Origin of the sequence: Devosia polycyclovorans (genome assembly GCF_042181575.1) — a bacterium.
In the GTDB taxonomy this organism is placed as follows: Bacteria; Pseudomonadota; Alphaproteobacteria; order Rhizobiales; family Devosiaceae; genus Devosia; species Devosia polycyclovorans.
In genome coordinates this window covers 191,252-208,654 of the sequence record NZ_CP170082.1, presented here as the reverse complement: position 1 = coordinate 208,654, position 17,403 = coordinate 191,252, and the positions used below count along the sequence as shown (strand labels likewise).

Below are 17,403 nucleotides of genomic sequence, written 5' to 3'. Positions count from 1 at the left end.
GCTCGAAATCCATGTCCAGTTTGCCTCAGGCCAATCATCCATACAAGGTGATGGCCATCTATAAATTTGCCTCTCTCCCCGATGCCGAAGCGCTCAAAGCGCCGCTGGCTGAATTCTGTTGCGGGCATGGCATAAAGGGCACGCTGATCCTCGCCCCCGAAGGCATTAACGGCACCGTCGCCGGCGCGCCCGAGGCCATTGATGCGTTGGCCGATTATCTTTTTGCCTCCGGCCCCTTCGGCACCCGGCTCGCTGGCGCCGAGGTGAAATACTCCTTTGCCGACACCGCGCCGTTCCTGCGCATGAAAGTGCGTCTAAAGCCTGAAATCGTCACCCTGCGCGCGCCTCAGGCGGACCCAAACCGCCAGGTCGGCACCTATGTCGAACCTGATGACTGGAATGCGCTGATCGAGCGCAATGACGTGGTGCTGGTCGATACGCGCAATGATTATGAAGTGGGTCTTGGCACCTTCCAGCGCGCGCTGGATCCGCACACTTCGAGCTTTGTCGAGTTCAAGGATTATGTCGAAAAGCACCTCGATCCGGCCAAGGACAAGAAGGTCGCCATGTTCTGCACCGGCGGCATCCGCTGCGAAAAGGCCTCGTCCTACCTCTTGAGTCAGGGCTTTGAGGAAGTGTTCCATTTGAAGGGCGGCATCCTCAAATATCTCGAAGTGGTGCCCGAGGACCAAAGCCGCTTTACCGGCGAATGCTTCGTGTTCGACGAACGCGTCTCGGTCGGTCACGGCCTCGAACTGGGCACGGCCACCCTGTGCCGCGCCTGCCGCCATCCATTGACCGAAGCCGACCGGCGCCACGCCGATTTTCACGAAGGCATTTCCTGCCCCTATTGCGCGGGCGAGACCGCCAAGCACCAGGCCGCCGCCGAGCGCCAGCGCCAGATGGACCTGGCCAGACAGCGCGGTCTCTCGCACATGGGCGACGCTGCCCTCACCGACGCGGAACGCCGCCGCCAGCAGAAAAAGCTGCGGGCCGAGCGCTCTCGACTGGCCGAAAAGGGCTAGGCTGCGTCACTCGACGTATAGACATTGCCAATGAGCAGCGCGATAGAGCGGGTGTAATCGCGTTTTGCATAAGCCATTCCAATGGACCTCGACCAGCTTCGCACCTTTGACCGCATCGTCCGTGAGCAATCCTTCACGCGGGCCGCAGCCTATCTCAACATAACCCAGGCGACCGCCTCCATGCGCATCCGCGCTTTGGAGAACCTGCTCGGCGTACCGCTCTTCGTGCGGGGGCGCACCGTGACGCTGACCGACCAGGGCATGACCTTTCTGCCCTTTGCCCGCCGCATCATCGGCACGGCCCAGGAAGGGCGCGAAGCCCTGCGCCGGGTCGAGCGTGGCCGGGTCTCCATCGCCTCGCTGCGCACCCTGGTGTCACCCCTGATCACCGAAAGCCTCATCCGCTTTCAGGCGCAATATCCCTCGGTGGATGTGGTGGTGCGCGAGGGCCGTCAGGCACAGATCGCCGCCATGCTGCATGAGCGCGAAGTGGAGATGGGCATTTTGTGCTGGCCCAATATCGATCCTCTGGTGGTCGATCTCGAGCCGCTCATCATCATGCGCGAGCATGTCCCTCTGGTGGTTTCCCCTGAAGTGGCGGCCAAGTTGTCGAGCCAACCGACCATCGACGAGGTCCTGGCCCTGGTCCCCCGCGTCATTGCGCTGCGCTGGTGGCAGGCCGATCCGGAACGCGCCGCGGCCCTGGTCCGCCTGGCCCGGACCAGCGTCGAATTGCCCACTGGCCCCGCACGCCGGCTGGCAATGAAAGGCGAGGGTCTGGGCTTTTTCGTCAATTCGGCCGTGGACGAAGATGTACGGGCCGGGCGCCTGGTCGAAATTTCACCGGTCGAGTTCGAGCCGCTGCACCGGGACACCGCCATGGTGGTGCGCAACCCCGCCGTGCTCGAGCGGCCCATGTTGGCCGATTTCGTGCGCGAGATCGCCCAGGAATGCGCCCGCGTCGGCGAAATCATCGATGACCGGCTGCATCTGTTTCAGGCCGGAAAGCCCGCCGCCCGCACGGCGGCGAGATAAGTCCGGCTCACCGGCACGATGCTGCCATCGTCCAGCTCCAGCGCGGGCCGGCCATTCTGGCGCGTGCTGCGCCTGACCGCGTCGAGCGCCACCCAATGGCTGCGATGCACCTGCAATCCCTCGATCGGTGCGGTTTCCTTGATGGCGTCGGAGAGCCGCATCAGGACCAGGCTGCTACCCTTGTCGGTCGTCACCTCGACATAGTGATCTGCAACCGAAATGCGCCTCAATGGTCCTCGTTGCGGGCGCGGCAAACGCTCCAGCAGGGCAGGTGGGGCATGTGCCGGGTCCGGTTGAGCGGGTCGCTCCAGCACCGCGCTGACCAACGTCACCGCTGCCGAAATCAGCGTGCAGTAAACCCCCAGTGTCAGCAGGTCAAAGCTTGTGACCCCCGGCCCGAACACGGCAATGTTGATCAGCGCCACCATCGCCGCCAGCAATGGTCCGGGAAGGGCTCCGGCCAGCAGCGCCGCCAGATATTTGTTGAGGCGCGGCCGCGCCAGTCTTTCGATAAAACCCACCACCAGCGTGCCGGTCAGGGCTGTGCCCAGGACAACCACGCCCCAATAGGCAAGCCGCGGCGCCACCGCCAGCACCTGATAGGTGCCGAATGGCCCCACCAGTCCCACGATCAGCGCGATCACGCCCAGCACGGTCCAGAACCGGGCATCGCGCGCCAGCCCCTGCAGTTCACGAAGCGTGGATTGCAATGGGCTGTCGTTCACGAATGAGACCTGCGTTTGGGGCACTTGGTATTGTCGCGGCCAATCTAGCCAAGCATCGAGGTGAGGCAAAGTCTTTACCCTCACCAATATGGCGCCTCTCGATGTCTCTTTCGCCCCTGCTGCAGTCTGACCTTGTCATCCAGATCCATGCCTTCGCCGCCATCGCGGCAACCCTGCTGGGCGCCCTCGTCCTCTGGCGCCGCAAGGGCACGGCCCTGCACAAGGCGATGGGCCGGGTCTGGGTGGTGCTGATGCTGGTCACCGCCACCTCGGCCCTGTTCATCAACGACATAAGGCTGATCGGGCCGTTCAGCCCCATCCACCTGTTTTCGCTGTTCACCTATTACACGCTCTTTGTTGGCCTCAGGGCCATCATCGTCGAGCGCAATGTGGCGCGCCACCGCGCCGAGATGCAGGGGCTCTATATCGGCGCGCTGATCCTGGCGGGCGCCTTCACCTTCCTGCCCGGCCGGCGCATGCATGAAGTGCTGTTCGGCCCCGATGCAGGCTGGACCCAATCCCTGCTGGTCATCGTCCCGGTCCTTGCCGTCTCCGGCCTGGCCTGGCTCAGGATGCGGCGGCGGGCACAGCGCGCCGCCTAGGCATTGCCGATCAAAATCCCCGCCGCAAACACCAGCGACCCGCCCAGCACCACCTGCATCACCGCCCGCCAGAACGGGGTCTGCATGTAGCGGTTCTGGATATAGGCGATGGCCCAGAGCTCGATCAGCACCACAGCAATGGCAACGGCTGTGGCGGTGACAAAATCGGCGATCAGATAGGGCAGGGCATGCCCCAGCCCGCCCACCGCCGTCATGATCCCGGCTGCCAGCCCGCGCTTGATGGGCGAGCCGCGTCCGGTCAGCTTGCCATCGTCCGAAGCCGCCTCGGTAAAGCCCATGGAAATGCCCGCGCCCACCGCGGCAGCCAGGCCCACCAGAAAGGTCTGATGCGTATCGCCGGTGGCAAAGGCCGCCGCAAACACTGGCGCCAGCGTCGAGACGGACCCATCCATCAGCCCGGCCAGCCCCGGCTGCACATAGGTCAATAGAAACTGCCGGTGCTGTTCGTGGCCCTCGCTTTCCCGGCCCTCTTGTCCCAGCACTTGATCATCAATTTGATCGGCGCGTTTGGCATGGCCCTTTTCCGCAACAGCCAGATCGCCGAGCAGCTTGCGGATACCCGCATCGGTCACCTGACCGGCCGCAGCGAGGTAGAAGCGATAGGCGCCTTCCTCCATCTCCCACACCTGCTGGCGCGCCTGTTCCAGGGTCAGCGTCTTTTGCAGCCACACCGGCTTGCGGGTCAGGAAACCGCGCACATGTTCGCGCCGGATCGGCACCAGCCGCGTGCCGAAGCGTTCGACATAAAGGTCCAGCAGGCGCCGCCGGTGCTCGTCCTCTTCGGCCGCCATGCCCTCGAACAGCGCCGCGCTGCCGGGGTAGGTCTCGCCCAGCCGCGTCGCATATTCGCCATAGATGCGCCCATCCTCCTCTTCAGCAGCAATGGCCAGGGAGAGGATTTCGCGTTCGCTTAGGGAAGTGAAGTGTCGGCGATTGTCCGGCCAGAAGCGCATGACGTTCATACCTTAGAATAATTCTAGACTAGGTTTAAAGTCATTCGAATCTACGTGCAAGCCGTCCTTGATCTGCGACAAAGTGAGTGCGTTTTATCGCTGGCAAACCGCTTGAGCCCGGCGCGTCGCCAAGCTATCCACAAGCCATGAGCATCGCCGCCCGCAGCACCGCGCAGACCATGCTCCGCGAGACTGGCGTTGCCCTCGCGGTACTGGCCGTTTATCTGCTGACACTGCTGTTGCCGCTGCATCTGGCGGCCGCCCAGCAACGCGATCTCAACGCCATCGGTTTTTCGACCCTCGACTCTTGGTCGGTCTGCCAGCCCCTGGCGCAGGACGAGAACGGCGATCCGCATGAAGCTGCAGCGCTGAGCTGTCCGGCCACTGGCATCGCCAAGCACGAGCTGGCTGCCATCCTGCCGCCCGCACTGCTGATCGATCCGCCGGCCACGGCCGATAGCGTACATTTCGAGCAAGTGACGCGCACCATGCGCCCTCTCTTGCCCGATCATATCGGGCAAGCCCGCGCCCCTCCCGTCACGGTCTGAATGCGCACCTCGCCGGCCCGAACCGCCGGCATCAGACCCTTTTGACTGGAGATCGCAATGATCCGCACATTCTCTCGCGCCGCCCTGGCCACCACCACCCTTCTCGCCCTGGCCGTGCCGGCCCTTGCTCATGCCACGCTGGAAATCCAGCAGGCCAGGCTCGGCGCATCCTATAAGGCGGTCCTCCGCATTCCTCACGGCTGCGGTGCCGAGGCCACCCACACTGTTCGCATCCAGATTCCTGAGGGCTTTTACAACGTAAAGCCCATGCCCAAGGCCGGCTGGACTCTTCAGACCATCACCGGGCCTTATGAAAACACCTATGTGAACCACGGCAAGGAAGTGTCCGAAGGGGTCACCGAGATCGTCTGGTCCGAGGGCAACCTGCCCAATGAATGGTATGATGAGTTCGTCTTCCGCGGCACCTTTGCCGATGCGCTCGAAGAAGGCCTTTTCCATTTCCCCGCCATCCAGGAATGCTCCAATGGCGAGGAGGCCTGGACTGATGTGAGCGGAAGCGGCGATATGCCCGCGCCCAGCCTCACCCTGGTCGCCGGCGGCATGGACGAACACGCCCATCATGGGGCCATGGACGCACCTGCCGAAACGAGCATTGGCGATCTGACCATTTCGGGCGCCTTTACCCGCGCCACCCTGCCCAATGCCCCGGTCGCCGGCGGCTTCCTGACCCTGACCAATAATGGCACCGCGGACGATAGGCTGGTCGCCGTCCAATCGCCGATTGCCAAAGAAGGCCAGATCCATGAAATGACCATGGAGGGCGATGTGATGAAAATGCGCCAGCTTGCCGGCGGCCTGGTCATCCCCGCCGGCGAAACGGTGGTACTTGAACCGGGTGGCCATCACATGATGTTCATGGGACTTACCGGCCCGATCGCCGAGGGCGATGCCGTGCCGGTCACGCTGACGTTCGAAAAGGCGGGCACCATCACGCTCGACCTGATCGCCGCCGGCTCCGCTGCCGACGCGCCGGCAGCAGGCCACTCCGGCCATATGGGACACTGACCCATGGCCCTGTCCCATATCCGCACCGTGCTCTGGACCTTGGTGGCCGTCGCTGCCCTGGGGGCGACCGGGCTCTATGTCTATACCACCATGACGCGTCCGGCCCAGGCAGTTGCCCTGGGGCAGGGCGACTACGAGCTGGTGACCGCGACCGGCGAGGCGTTCAATCGCGACAGTCTCAAGGGCAGCCCGTCGATGCTGTTTTTCGGCTTCACTCATTGTCCCGACGTCTGCCCGACCTCACTGGCCGAAATGGCCGTCTGGTATGAGGCATTGGGCGACGAGGCTGACGGCCTCAACGCCTTTTTCGTTTCGGTCGATCCCGAGCGGGATACCGCAGAGATCATCGGCGACTATGTGAGCTGGACCGGTCGCGTCATCGGCGTCACCGGCTCCCCGGACGAAGTTGCCAAGGCGGCCAAATCCTGGGGCGTCTATTATGCGAAAGTGCCGCTCGAAGGGGGCGACTACACCATGGACCACACCGCTTCGGTGTTCCTGGTCAATGCCAATGGCGAGTTCGAAGGCACCATCGCCTATCGCGAAAACAGCGACACTGCGCTCGCCAAACTGCGGCGCCTGCTTCAAGGCTGAGTCGCTATTTGACGGGCCGGACGTCAGTCCGGCCCGCTTTCAGCCCCCCATGAACCGTTCCATGCGGAAGGGCCGGATATCGATCGCCGTCTCTTCCCCGGTCATTGCCTGCGCCAGCAATTCGCCGGTGGCCGGCCCCAGCGTAAAGCCGTGATGGGCATGGCCGATGCCCACGAACAGGCCCTCATGTTTGGGCGCCTTGGAAATGATCGGCATCATGTCCGGCGTGCAGGGCCGGGCGCCCTTCCAGGGCTGCGGGTCAAGCCGCTCGCCCAGCGGAAACAGTTCCCGTGCCGCCTTTTCAGCCTTGCCAAGCTGGATCGGGGTTGGCGCCGCATCGCGTTCGGCAAATTCGGCCCCGGTGGTGATGCGGATACCCTTGGCCATCGGCGCCATGGCATAGCCGACCTCCGGGTCGAGCAGCAGATGATTGAGTGCAGCGCCTTCGGCGGCGCCGTAATGCATGTGATAGCCGCGCTTGACGAACAGCGGCAGCCGGTAGCCCAGCCTGTCCAGCACATCGGGCGCCCAGGGGCCAAGGGCAATCACCGCCTGCTTGGCAGATAGCTGTCGGCCCGCAATCTCGGCCTGCCAGCCTTCAGCAACTTGGTTCAGCCCCGTTGCTGCACCGCGTACAAACGTGCCCCCCAGCGTCTCGAACAGGTTGAAATAGGCCGTCACCAGCGCGCCGGGATCGCGCACCGTCCAGGGATCGGTCCAGTGAATGGCACCGGCCAGGCCGCCGGTCAGGCTGGGTTCGGCCTTCTGCAGCGCCGGCCAGTCCAGCACCTCATAGCCGATCCCGAACTGGTCATGGTCGCCCTGCGCTTTGCGGGCTTCCTTTTCCAGCTTTTCCGGGCTGCGGAAGGCCAAATGCCAGCCATAGCGCGATATCAGGCTCTCGGCCTCCGGGCCGCACGCGTCGATCAGGTCGGCATGAGTGATGATCGAGCGGCCGATCAGCGGCGCATAGCTTTGCACCACCTTGCGATAATGTTCGGGCGAGCTCTCCCACCAATAGCGCAACAGCGGCGGTGCCAGCCGGGGCAGGGCCAGGGGCTCATATCGCGCTGCGGTCGAAAGATGCAGTCCCACCTGCAGCAATGTCTGCAGATCACGCGGGAACGGATGCGGCCGCACCCCCTCGCGCTGAATGATACCGGCATTGCCAAAACTGGTTTCGTGTCCCGGCTCGCTCTTGTCCACCAGGGTCACACTGCGTCCGCGCCGCAGCAGGTGAATGCCGGTGGCAATGCCGACAATGCCGGCGCCAAGAATGAGTACGTCGTCCATGCCGATCCCCCGATCCAGTCACTATCGGATCAGCCTATCAGAACACCTGCGCAACAAAGCGTCCATATCAGCCGGCGCACAGCAATTGTGCGCAAGATGATCCGAAGAAAGGCGGTTCACGCGGAAATTTATTCGGCGAATGGAGCCAGCGTCGCCGTGTTCGGCACGTTCTGGTACACATAGCCGCGCACGCTGGCCGGCACCTCTTCGGCCAGCCAGTCACGAAAAAAGCCCAGCTTCTTGGGTTCCCGCCTTCCCTTGGCGGTCGCAAGGAAATAGCCGCGCTTGCCGGCTACCGGCAGGTCGAATGGCCGGATCAGCCGCCCGTCGCTCACCGCATCGGCGGTCATCATGTCGGCGGCCAGCAGCACGCCCTGCCCGGAAATGGCAGCATCGAAGGCCAGCGAAGCATCTGAATAGACCGGACCATTGAGCGGCATTTGCGGGTCCAGCCCCGCCTTTTTGAGCCAGGCCGGCCAGTCGAGCATGCTGGTCTGGTCAGCAATCACCGGCACATGGGCCAGATCGGCCGGGCTTTTCACCCGGTCGCGGATCAGCGGCGAGCAGACCGGCTGATAGTCCTGTCCGCCGATCAGGCTCACATCAACGCCCGGCCAGGTCCCGTCGCCATAGCGGATGCCGCAATCAATGTCGGGCCGGCCGAGGTCCAGCATGGCGCCTGTCACGGTCAATCGCATCTCAAGACCGGGATAGAGCGCAGAAAACTTGTTCACCCGCCAGATCAGCCAGCGCGAGGCAAACACACTTCCCACCGTCACGTTGAGCACGCCCTCATGCGCACCGGTCAGGCTCGCCAGACCATCCTGCAACTGGGTGAAGCCGCCACTCAGCTGCGGCAGCACCTGCATGAGCGCCGGCAGCGGCCTGATGCCCTGTGGCGTGCGCGCGAACAATTCCATGCCGAGCCGGTCCTCGGCCCGGCGCAAATGCTGGCTGACCGCGCCAATGGTCACGCCAAGCTCTTCCGCGGCCGGCGCCAGGGCACCACGGCGGGCGACAATCTCGATGGCGCGCAGCGCGTTGAGCGGAATGGGAAAGGGGTTTGCCATATAGATTTTCTATATCGCTCTGCTTGTCCATTGAATGCGCAAGCGAGCGGACGCATTATGCAGCCATAGCAAGCCTCACCACCACTTTCGGAGACAGAAAATGTCGATCCTGGCCCGCCTCCTGGCGTGGCTCGGCCGCCCTGTGCCGCCGACACGTCGCACGCCCAACCCCGATCGCATGAGCATGCATGACTGGGCTGATCTGCCCCCGCACCACCCGCGCTGCGACGCCTGTTGAGGGGCGCCGACCCCCTCCTGGCCCCCCAAGATGAACGAACGGGGCGGCGCAGGTCGGATTCTGGCGGTTAACCCCCGCTAAACCATCTTTCTTGGCCACCGCGCTTCTGCTATCAGCGCGCCATGACCACGCCGCTCAAGAACATTCGCAATTTCTCCATCGTCGCCCATATCGACCATGGCAAATCCACCCTGGCCGATCGTCTGATCCAGATGACGGGCGGGCTCGACCTGCGCGAGATGAAGGCCCAGGTGCTCGATTCGATGGATATTGAGCGCGAGCGCGGCATCACCATCAAGGCGCAGACGGTGCGCCTCAAATACAAGGCCGAAGATGGCGAGGATTATATCCTCAACCTCATCGACACCCCCGGCCATGTCGACTTCGCCTATGAAGTCAGCCGCTCCATGGCCGCCGTCGAAGGGTCTCTGCTCGTGGTGGATGCCTCCCAGGGCGTCGAGGCGCAGACCCTGGCCAATGTCTATCACGCCATCGACGCCAATCACGAAATCGTCCCGGTGCTCAACAAGGTCGATCTGCCCGCCGCCGATGTCGAGCGCGTCAAGACTCAGATCGAGGACGTCATCGGCATCGACGCGTCCGACGCGCTGGAAATTTCGGCCAAGACGGGCCTGGGCATGGAAAGCGTGCTCGAAGCCATCGTCAAGCGCCTCCCCGCCCCCAAGGGCGAGCTCAACGCGCCCTTGAAGGCCCTCCTGGTCGATAGCTGGTACGACACCTATCTGGGCGTCGTGGTTCTCGTCCGCATCATCGACGGGGTGATGAAAAAGGGCCAGAAGATCCGCATGATGGCCTCGGGCGCCGTTTACGAGCTGGACCGCGTCGCCGTCTCCACCCCCAAGCTGGTCGAGGTCAAGGAACTGACCCCCGGCGAATTGGGCGTCTTCACCGCCTCGATCAAGGAAGTGGCCGATACCAATGTCGGCGACACCATCACCGAGGACAAAAAGCCCACCGACAAGGCGCTGCCCGGCTTCCGCCCGGCCCAGCCCGTGGTGTTCTGCGGCCTCTTCCCGGTCGATGCCTCCGATTTTGACGAGCTGCGCGCCGCCATGGGCAAGCTGCGGTTGAACGACGCCAGCTTCTCGTTTGAAATGGAAACCAGCGCCGCCCTCGGCTTCGGCTTCCGCTGCGGCTTTTTGGGCCTCTTGCACCTCGAAATCATCCAGGAGCGCCTCTCCCGCGAGTTCGATCTCGATCTCATCGCCACCGCCCCCTCGGTGGTCTACGAGGTCGAAATGACCAATGGCGAGACGCAATATCTGCACAATCCCGCAGATCTGCCCGATGTGATGAAGATCGAGGAGATCCGCGAACCCTGGATCAAGGCGACCATTCTCACCCCCGACGAATATCTCGGCGCGATCCTCAAGCTCTGCCAGGATCGCCGCGGCATCCAGACCAATCTGAGCTATGTCGGCCAGCGCGCCATGGTGGAATATGAACTTCCCCTCAACGAGGTGGTGTTCGATTTCTACGATCGCCTCAAGTCGATCTCAAAAGGCTATGCCAGCTTTGACTATCAGCTGGCCGAACACCGCGCCGGCGACCTGGTCAAACTCTCGATCCTCGTCAATGCCGAGCCGGTCGATGCCCTTTCCATGCTGGTGCACCGCACTGTCGCTGAGTCACGTGGCCGCGTCATGTGCGAAAAGCTCAAGGAGCTGATCCCCCCGCATCTGTTCGTCATCCCGATCCAGGCCGCCATTGGCGGCAAGATCATCGCCCGCGAAACCGTCCGCGCCATGCGCAAGGATGTTACCGCGAAGTGCTATGGCGGCGACGCCACGCGCAAACGCAAGCTCTTGGAAAAGCAAAAGGCGGGCAAGAAGCGCATGCGGCAGTTTGGGTCCGTGGAGATTCCGCAGGAGGCGTTTATTAAAGCGCTGAAGATGGGTGACGATTAAGCCGCGCAAGCGCGGCTCTTATTCCTCGCCCCCTCGGGGAGAGGGTGGATCGGCCGTAGGCCGAGACGGGTGAGGGGGGCTTTCCAGCGGCCCGTGACCTACGGCCGAATGGTAGCACGCAGGGCCCGGGCCCTTAACGGGCACAATGACACCCCCACCCAGCCTCCCCCTAAAGAAGGGGGAGGAGCGCATCGGGGTGCTCCTCAATATCGAACCCACGCCGTCCCTTCACCTCCCCCTTGATGGGGGAGGTAGCGGCGCTCGGCCCAAAGGGCCGTAGCAAAGCTAGGTGGGGGTGATTTCTCGACACCGCACAACTTGCCGCCCTCGCCCTTCGAGGCCGCTACGCGGCACCTCAGGATGAGGGCTCCGACACACCAGCTATATCCTGCACGATTTCCCGCGAGCCTCATGGTGAGGTGCGCAGCGCCAGCGATGCCTCGAACCACGAGGCGGGTACCCAAGTTCCTCAACAGGCACAAGGCGGTCCCTCCCCCTATCAGGGGGAGGTTAGGTGGGGGTATCCCTAGACGAGCGTGCTCGGAGGTTAGCGCCGTCTCCCGCCGGTCAATCTCGGCTCTGAGCCGAGGGCGCTGCACTTCTGGAACAGCCAGGTTCTATCTGGTCTGGAACAGTTTCGACTGCGCCACTGCCTCAGCAGGCGTCATATCGACTGTGTCCGAATTCTTTCGGACCGGGTAGCTGCCCGCGAAAGTACTTAAGTCTGATTGTTGCGGAACTCTGAGCCTAATAAATGGCCTACCCTGATACTCTGCGTGGTCAATTGACGTGATGATTTGAGTAAGAAGCGGGTCTGATATCGGCAATTCACTCAACCGGTTGATAATGTTCTTAACATACCCTTCGATGTTGGTGTTTAAAACCTGCAGATCATGTCCAAGTCCGACAAAAAATACTTCCCCAATCTTTAAAGGCTCTATGCCGAACAGTTCATTCACTCGGTTGGCTGACGCCTCGTTATCTGCAACACCTAAGTACATATATCCGTCGGCGCCAGGATTTGTGTTCGCTATAGCACAGGCCGTGCGACCTAGCTTCGAATACATTGCCATGTCCAAGGCAGGTTTGTCGCTGAGTGAGCAGATTCCAATTTTAAATTCATATCTGCTTGCTTCGTATCTGGCTCGCCGCAAGGAGTTTTCGACTTCAACAACTAGCCCATGCGATGAGCTCAACGTGGCAACATCTTTCTTCACGAAGGCACCTTGGATCAGTCCTGTGATAATTCCAATGTCCTTTTGACGATCGGCGGTCGTGGTATGATGCGCACTGCGATTGAGAAGTGTTTGAGACCCACTAAGGGCGGCTCTGATTGCGGGAAAGTCATGAGGAAACTTGCTTTCCTTGAACATCAGATCGTAAACCGCCATGAACACGGCATAGAAGGCACCCCTGGCCGTGTTCGCGGTTTTCTCCTGAACGCAAGACCGGAATGATGTAAATCCCTCATCCTCAAAAACCGACCTTATTGCGCTAACAGTCGCAATTACCTCGTTCTTTAATCGCTCTGCGCCGTAGGAAATTATCGACGAGTTGAAATTTTTAAAAACGTCGATTTCTGGATTGAAATATTCATCCAAAACTTCTCGGCTTCTGTTTAATGGAACTCCATTAACTATCGATATAGCGATGTCAGTTATTATTTGTTCGTCTTCGCCCTTTGCGAGATCTTTTGCTGTAATGATGCCGTGCCGACACCAAAATATATCCGAAGCATCAATGCCATATCGTTGGCGTTCACGAGGAGTATTAACACTTACCTCGGGCATCTGGTTGAGTGCTAGAACATCAGGAGATGAGTCTCCTCTCAATTCCATAGAAAGACGTCGCACGAATTCCGACAGTTCTGAGACCAAACCTGCCTGACGTTGCTCTTGTGCGCTTAGCTGTCGGCCACTACTGTTGATGCGTCCAAATATTTCATTAATTCTTTCTTCATTGCCTTCGCTGTCAATTGTGACAGCCAGCTGATATTCCAGAAATTTAGCGCACTCCACTGCAGACATTCTAGGTATCTCTGGGGCGTATTCAACAAAGACGCCGGCTTCCCTAGAAATCCTCGCTCTGCTGAATTGCTCTAGGTCAAAGCACTTTCCATTCTCATCGAGAAACTGATGCTCAATGAATGAGAATATGGCGTTGAATCTTTGCATCCCGTCGATGATCTCGAAAGATACATCTTCTCCGTCATTTCTATTTAGCATAAACAGTGGTATTGGGAATTCATGTTCTATAGAGTCGACTAGATGCCGTTTTTCTTGCTCAGACCAAACAAGTTTTCTTTGGTATCGTCGATTCACGACTAGTCTCATTTCCGCGTAGAGTCTGTATGCCTCCTGGATGTTCATGCCGCGTGGTGTGAGAGACATCTCGTGCCAACTTTCTCATCTCGATGATTCTTTGGTGATTGTATTACGGCCCGCTGCCGCATTATGTGTCAGCGATAAGACTTATGCCCAACTTATTATCCCCGCCCCCTCCACGCCCACTTACCCTCTCCTGTCGTCCAACCCTCCCGACAGGAGTAAGCAGTGTTCAAAAATCCCCCTCCCGAGACCCATCCGGCCCGATCCGCGCAGGAAATTCGGGCCGCGCGGCGCAATGGCCAGCCACCCACGCTGAGCCTGGCCACCCGGCACGAAGCCCTGGTTCTGCGTCTTGCCGCGCTGCACAAGGATGTTTCGACCTTGGCCACGCGGCGCGGGCGGCAGGACTTGTCCGAAACCGTGCGCGTGCTGGCCGAAGGGCTCATGGCCGAATGCGCGCCGTTTCGCGCATCCCGCGACCGGCTGCCGGTGGCGGCGCCCGATCTCGGCGGGCTGTGCGTGCAACTGGGCCAGGTGCTGGCGCAACTGGAACATTACGAGCGCTGCCACACGTTCTGGAGTGTGGGCGAAAACTGCTGGTGCTGGCGGCTCGCTGGCGGTACCGCGCCGGTCAGGCGGCTGAAACCGCAACCCACCACGGCCCCGGTCGGCCCGCGGGGGCAGGATTTGCGCGACAAACTGGGCAAGATGATCGTGGCGCGCCGCAACCAGGCCTATGAGCTGGGTTTTGCGGCCGGCCGCGCCGCCCGCATCGGCCCGCCCGTGCCCCCGGATTGTGTCGAACCCGATGCCATCGCGGAAAACAATCCCCGTCTTCTGAGCCTCGATTAACTTCGAGCCGTCCCAAAGGGCCAATCGTTCCGGTGGAACGATTGGAGGTGAGAAGGCCATGAGACCTACGGTCGAATGGCAGCTTGCGTAGCGAGGTCGCGGCTCTCGGAGCGTCCCCGATCGGCATTCCCTCGCAAGAAAAGTAATCCCCGCAAGGCAGACCGCGATTATTCTAGCGCCATCTCCCCGCACGGGCAGTCAGCATGCGACTGAAGCAGGGGAGAGCCGGTCGCGGGTGGGCGCATCACCCGCGGGTTGGATGCGCGCCACCCTGCGACGAGCGATCAAAGGGGCCGACAACTCCAATAGAAATCCGGCTCCGGAGACAGGTTTCGTCTCTTAAAAAAACTATCCGAGACGCAATCTGTCTCCGGATCTGCCTGACGTGCCGTCAGGCAAAATCTCTCCGGTGGAGAGATTTTAGGAAGGCAGGCCATGAGAGCTACGCTCGAATGGCGACACTGCAGCAAAAACCATTCGAACCGCGTTCGAATGGCCACGCCCGCACGCCCCGGCTTTTCTTCCCGCCCCATTGCATCCATCCTGACCGGCCTGACGTATCTCCTTACAGGCACAAGACAGGAGTTCAGCGTAGTGGCGAGCAACGAAAAGATCTGGATCATTGGCGGATCGAGCGGCATTGGCGAGGCCATGGCCAAGGCCTATGCGGCGCGCGGCGCCCTGGTGGTCATTTCGGGCCGCAACCAGGACGCGCTCGATGCCGCGCTGGCGAGGATCGGCCCCGGCCATCATGCGGTCGTCGCCGACGCCATTGACCGGGCCAGTCTCGAAGAGGCCGCAGCCCTGCATGGTCCGTTCGATCGCATCGTCACCACCGCCGCCATCTATGATCCCGGCCCGGTCAGCAAGGCCGATCCGGGACAGGCGGCAAAAATGTTCGAGGTCAATCTCACCGGCACCTTCAACGTCGCCCAGATCGGTGCCGAGCACCTTCGCCCCGGCGGGCAATTGGTGTTGTTCGGCTCGGCCTCGGCCATTTTCGGCCTGCCCAACGGCCAGGTCTATTCGGCCACCAAGGCCGGCATTGTCAGCCTTGCCCAGTCGCTGCGCAGCGAATTGTCGCCCAAGGTCGATGTGCGCCTGGTCACCCCCGGTTTCGTGCGCACTCCGCTCACCGACAAGAATGATTTCGCCATGCCCGGCCTGATGGAGCCCGACCAGGCGGCCGATCGCATCCTCAAGGGGCTCGATGGCAAAAGCTTCGAGATCGCCTTCCCCCGCCGCCTGATCTGGCCGCTCAAGCTCCTCGGCGTTTTGCCGCACTGGCTGGCCTTTGCCATCACCGCGCGGATCCGGGGCTAGGTGGTGAGCTTGGCCACCCAATATCCGGCCAGGGCCGAAATGCCCGACAGGAACCCGCCCCAGGCCATGTCGATCACGCTGATATTGAGGCTCCAGCCCTTGAGGGTCGACAGGTTCGTCATGTCATAGGTGCCATAGGCCAACAGCCCCAGCGCCACCCCCGCCAGCAGCGCCCAGAGCCAGCTTCCGGCATTGAGCGCGGGCAGAATGGCAAAGCCCACCAGCCCGGCGACATAAAACAAGTAAAACAGCGCCGCCGGCAGCAGGTTGGGCTGGTCGAGCAGGAGATCACCGATTTCGGCCCGATAAAAGCCGATGCCCAGCACCGTGAGCCAGAAGAAGTCGATACCGAAGAATACGAGCGCCGTACCGCCATAGGCAGCCAGCACCGTCAGCAACGAAAAGCCGAACATCTCTGTCTCCTCAAATCCCCAGGATAGGCTGCACCAGACGCACAAGACGGCTGGAGAATTTCAGCGGCGCATCGGTAATGGCCAGGCAGATACAATCTTCGTGCTCGTCCGCCACCGGCTGATGGGTAAGGCTGCCATCGGCATCCTCGATATCGCCGGGGCCGAAGCGGTCGACCTCGTCGTGGAAACTGCCCTTGAGCACCACGGTCAGCTCGCGCCCGCCATGGCTGTGCTCGGGCACCGGCTTGCCGGCAGCAATGCACAGCAGCCGGGCCTGGGTGGTTGGGTCGCCGGTCTTGATCAGCACCTGCTTGGCATTGCCCAGATTGCGCCATTTGATGGTGTCGAGGTCACCGCCGAGATAAGAGCGCAGTGGCTCGGGCAGCGTCGCCGAAGCCGGGCGCCGAATGGGCGTCGCACTGTCATGCGGGGCCATTACCAGCCGCGCTTTAAGCTGCTCCCAGCTGTCATCGGGCCCGTCAACGGGCGCCAGCTCTTCAAGCATGACCCCGGCAGTGGCTTCCGCCAATGCCAATTGCTCGCGGCATTGCGGGCACATGGCCAGATGGCAGGCCACGGCAAGGGACCAGCCTTCGGAAAGTCTGCCCGCGGCATAGTCGAGCAGCAGATCGTCGTTGAGATGGTGTCGAATGTTCATTTTATCTCCTCCAGCGCCGTTCGAAGGCGTCCGAAGGCCAGTCTGATGCGCGATTTCACGGTGCCAATCGGCAGCCCGGTACGGGCGGCGATAGTGCTGTGCGAGTCTTCGTCAAAGAAGGACAGGCGGATCAGGTCCACCTGTTCCTGCGGTAAGGTCTTGAGCGCTGCATGCAGCGCCGCACCGCTTTGCTTGAGCTCGAGCACATCCTGCGCTTCGGGCTCGGCAGGCGGGGTCAGGGCCGGGTCGTCGGGGTCGAAGGCCGGACGCTTCTGTTTGCGCCAGGCATCGATCCAGATATTGCGGGCAATGGTGAAAATCCACGCCGAGGCCTGCCCGCGTTCCGGATCGAACTGCCCCGCCTTGCGCCAGATGGCCAGCATGGTTTCCTGCATTAAATCCTCCGCGGCCTGGCCGTCGCGGGTGAGCTTGAGGAGATAGGCGCGGATGCGCGGCCCAAACTCTTTGAACAGCGCTTCGAAAGCGGTCATGTCCGCCCGCGCCGCAATCGCAACAATCTGGTCGCTGGTAGCGGTCATTGGCGTGGCAGCGTTCGTTCGTTCCGGCATGCGATCTCTGCCCTTATTCTGCGCGGGCACGGCAAGGCGACGGCGCTGTGGTTTGACAGCATTCTCGCATGGTCCGGCAGATGGGTAAATCGCAACTGACATGCCCCAGATACGCCGGTGCGGCTGAGGTGGATCATGCGCCAAAACAAAAAACACTGCTTTGGCCAAGCACCGTGGAAAATTGCCACAGCCGATGATCCAGT

Annotated in this window: 17 protein-coding genes; 9 read left to right on the top strand and 8 right to left on the bottom strand. The window is 61.6% G+C overall.

Annotated features, from left to right (window positions below; translation table 11 throughout):
- The first annotated feature begins 11 nt into the window (after positions 1-11).
- Positions 12-1,025: a rhodanese-related sulfurtransferase gene (locus ACE4RL_RS00965; RefSeq protein ID WP_375598686.1), complete on the top strand. Its 1,014-nt coding sequence runs from the start codon at positions 12-14 to the stop codon at positions 1,023-1,025.
- Between the two features lie 81 nt (positions 1,026-1,106).
- Positions 1,107-2,060, top strand: a complete 954-nt coding sequence (locus tag ACE4RL_RS00960; protein ID WP_375598685.1) for a LysR family transcriptional regulator — start codon at positions 1,107-1,109, stop codon at positions 2,058-2,060.
- On the opposite strand, the gene ACE4RL_RS00955 is transcribed toward ACE4RL_RS00960, so the two are convergent.
- A complete protein-coding gene (locus tag ACE4RL_RS00955; RefSeq protein WP_375598684.1) occupies positions 2,021-2,785 on the bottom strand; it encodes a LytTR family DNA-binding domain-containing protein in 765 nt (254 codons plus the stop codon). The two genes, ACE4RL_RS00960 and ACE4RL_RS00955, sit on opposite strands and share 40 nt — an antisense overlap.
- A gap of 101 nt (positions 2,786-2,886) precedes the next feature.
- Between ACE4RL_RS00955 and ACE4RL_RS00950 the strand changes: the two genes are divergently transcribed.
- Positions 2,887-3,387 (top strand): DUF2306 domain-containing protein, encoded by a 501-nt coding sequence (locus tag ACE4RL_RS00950; RefSeq protein ID WP_375598683.1) that lies wholly within the window; start codon positions 2,887-2,889, stop codon positions 3,385-3,387.
- Here the strand turns inward: ACE4RL_RS00950 and mbfA are convergent.
- Complete coding sequence (gene mbfA / locus ACE4RL_RS00945; RefSeq protein ID WP_375598682.1) at positions 3,384-4,370, bottom strand: iron exporter MbfA; 987 nt, start codon at positions 4,368-4,370, stop codon at positions 3,384-3,386. The genes ACE4RL_RS00950 and mbfA overlap by 4 nt on opposite strands.
- A gap of 77 nt (positions 4,371-4,447) precedes the next feature.
- Between mbfA and ACE4RL_RS00940 the strand changes: the two genes are divergently transcribed.
- Genes ACE4RL_RS00940 through ACE4RL_RS00930 form a run of 3 tightly spaced genes read left to right on the top strand, consistent with a single transcriptional unit; the run spans position 4,448 to position 6,529 of the window.
- Positions 4,448-4,909: a hypothetical protein gene (locus tag ACE4RL_RS00940; RefSeq protein ID WP_375598681.1), complete on the top strand. Its 462-nt coding sequence runs from the start codon at positions 4,448-4,450 to the stop codon at positions 4,907-4,909.
- Between the two features lie 57 nt (positions 4,910-4,966).
- Positions 4,967-5,935, top strand: a complete 969-nt coding sequence (locus ACE4RL_RS00935; protein WP_375598680.1) for a copper chaperone PCu(A)C — start codon at positions 4,967-4,969, stop codon at positions 5,933-5,935.
- A gap of 3 nt (positions 5,936-5,938) precedes the next feature.
- Positions 5,939-6,529: an SCO family protein gene (locus ACE4RL_RS00930; RefSeq protein WP_375598679.1), complete on the top strand. Its 591-nt coding sequence runs from the start codon at positions 5,939-5,941 to the stop codon at positions 6,527-6,529.
- A gap of 39 nt (positions 6,530-6,568) precedes the next feature.
- Here the strand turns inward: ACE4RL_RS00930 and ACE4RL_RS00925 are convergent, their stop codons facing one another.
- Together ACE4RL_RS00925 and ACE4RL_RS00920 are read right to left on the bottom strand one after the other, a co-directional pair.
- A complete protein-coding gene (locus tag ACE4RL_RS00925) occupies positions 6,569-7,822 on the bottom strand; it encodes an NAD(P)/FAD-dependent oxidoreductase (RefSeq protein ID WP_375598678.1) in 1,254 nt (417 codons plus the stop codon).
- A gap of 128 nt (positions 7,823-7,950) precedes the next feature.
- Complete coding sequence (locus ACE4RL_RS00920) at positions 7,951-8,892, bottom strand: LysR substrate-binding domain-containing protein (protein WP_375598677.1); 942 nt, start codon at positions 8,890-8,892, stop codon at positions 7,951-7,953.
- A 360-nt stretch (positions 8,893-9,252) separates the two neighbouring features.
- Here ACE4RL_RS00920 and lepA point away from each other — a divergent pair, with 360 nt between their 5' ends.
- On the top strand, positions 9,253-11,058 hold the full coding sequence (gene lepA / locus ACE4RL_RS00915) for a translation elongation factor 4 (RefSeq protein ID WP_375598676.1): 1,806 nt from the start codon (positions 9,253-9,255) through the stop codon (positions 11,056-11,058).
- Between the two features lie 617 nt (positions 11,059-11,675).
- Here lepA and ACE4RL_RS00910 read toward each other — a convergent pair.
- Positions 11,676-13,379 carry a DUF262 domain-containing protein gene (locus ACE4RL_RS00910; RefSeq protein ID WP_375598675.1) on the bottom strand — a complete coding sequence of 568 codons (1,704 nt, stop codon included), beginning with the start codon at positions 13,377-13,379 and terminating at the stop codon, positions 11,676-11,678.
- 231 nt (positions 13,380-13,610) lie between these two features.
- On the opposite strand from ACE4RL_RS00910, the gene ACE4RL_RS00905 reads away from it, so the two are divergent.
- Complete coding sequence (locus ACE4RL_RS00905; RefSeq protein WP_375598674.1) at positions 13,611-14,237, top strand: hypothetical protein; 627 nt, start codon at positions 13,611-13,613, stop codon at positions 14,235-14,237.
- Positions 14,238-14,831: 594 nt separating this feature from the next.
- Positions 14,832-15,560 (top strand): SDR family NAD(P)-dependent oxidoreductase, encoded by a 729-nt coding sequence (locus ACE4RL_RS00900; RefSeq protein ID WP_375598673.1) that lies wholly within the window; start codon positions 14,832-14,834, stop codon positions 15,558-15,560.
- Here the strand turns inward: ACE4RL_RS00900 and ACE4RL_RS00895 are convergent.
- Genes ACE4RL_RS00895 through ACE4RL_RS00885 form a run of 3 tightly spaced genes read right to left on the bottom strand, consistent with a single transcriptional unit; the run spans position 15,557 to position 17,200 of the window.
- Complete coding sequence (locus tag ACE4RL_RS00895) at positions 15,557-15,973, bottom strand: DUF2177 family protein (RefSeq protein WP_375598672.1); 417 nt, start codon at positions 15,971-15,973, stop codon at positions 15,557-15,559. The genes ACE4RL_RS00900 and ACE4RL_RS00895 overlap by 4 nt on opposite strands.
- 10 nt (positions 15,974-15,983) lie before the next feature.
- A complete protein-coding gene (locus tag ACE4RL_RS00890) occupies positions 15,984-16,631 on the bottom strand; it encodes a ChrR family anti-sigma-E factor (RefSeq protein WP_375598671.1) in 648 nt (215 codons plus the stop codon).
- A complete protein-coding gene (locus tag ACE4RL_RS00885; RefSeq protein WP_375598670.1) occupies positions 16,628-17,200 on the bottom strand; it encodes a sigma-70 family RNA polymerase sigma factor in 573 nt (190 codons plus the stop codon). Before ACE4RL_RS00885 ends, ACE4RL_RS00890 begins: the two co-directional genes overlap by 4 nt.
- Positions 17,201-17,403 lie beyond the last annotated feature (203 nt).

Excerpts from the sequence above, each read along its gene's own strand:
- mbfA (WP_375598682.1), bottom strand. The coding sequence starts at position 4,370 with ATGAACGTCATGCGCTTCTGGCCGGACAATCGCCGACACTTCACTTCC.
- ACE4RL_RS00890 (WP_375598671.1), bottom strand. The coding sequence starts at position 16,631 with ATGAACATTCGACACCATCTCAACGACGATCTGCTGCTCGACTATGCC.
- ACE4RL_RS00930 (WP_375598679.1), top strand. The coding sequence starts at position 5,939 with ATGGCCCTGTCCCATATCCGCACCGTGCTCTGGACCTTGGTGGCCGTC.
- ACE4RL_RS00885 (WP_375598670.1), bottom strand. The coding sequence starts at position 17,200 with ATGCCGGAACGAACGAACGCTGCCACGCCAATGACCGCTACCAGCGAC.
- ACE4RL_RS00965 (WP_375598686.1), top strand. The coding sequence starts at position 12 with ATGTCCAGTTTGCCTCAGGCCAATCATCCATACAAGGTGATGGCCATC.
- ACE4RL_RS00935 (WP_375598680.1), top strand. The coding sequence starts at position 4,967 with ATGATCCGCACATTCTCTCGCGCCGCCCTGGCCACCACCACCCTTCTC.
- ACE4RL_RS00920 (WP_375598677.1), bottom strand. The coding sequence starts at position 8,892 with ATGGCAAACCCCTTTCCCATTCCGCTCAACGCGCTGCGCGCCATCGAG.
- ACE4RL_RS00925 (WP_375598678.1), bottom strand. The coding sequence starts at position 7,822 with ATGGACGACGTACTCATTCTTGGCGCCGGCATTGTCGGCATTGCCACC.
- ACE4RL_RS00895 (WP_375598672.1), bottom strand. The coding sequence starts at position 15,973 with ATGTTCGGCTTTTCGTTGCTGACGGTGCTGGCTGCCTATGGCGGTACG.
- ACE4RL_RS00960 (WP_375598685.1), top strand. The coding sequence starts at position 1,107 with ATGGACCTCGACCAGCTTCGCACCTTTGACCGCATCGTCCGTGAGCAA.
- ACE4RL_RS00950 (WP_375598683.1), top strand. The coding sequence starts at position 2,887 with ATGTCTCTTTCGCCCCTGCTGCAGTCTGACCTTGTCATCCAGATCCAT.
- lepA (WP_375598676.1), top strand. The coding sequence starts at position 9,253 with ATGACCACGCCGCTCAAGAACATTCGCAATTTCTCCATCGTCGCCCAT.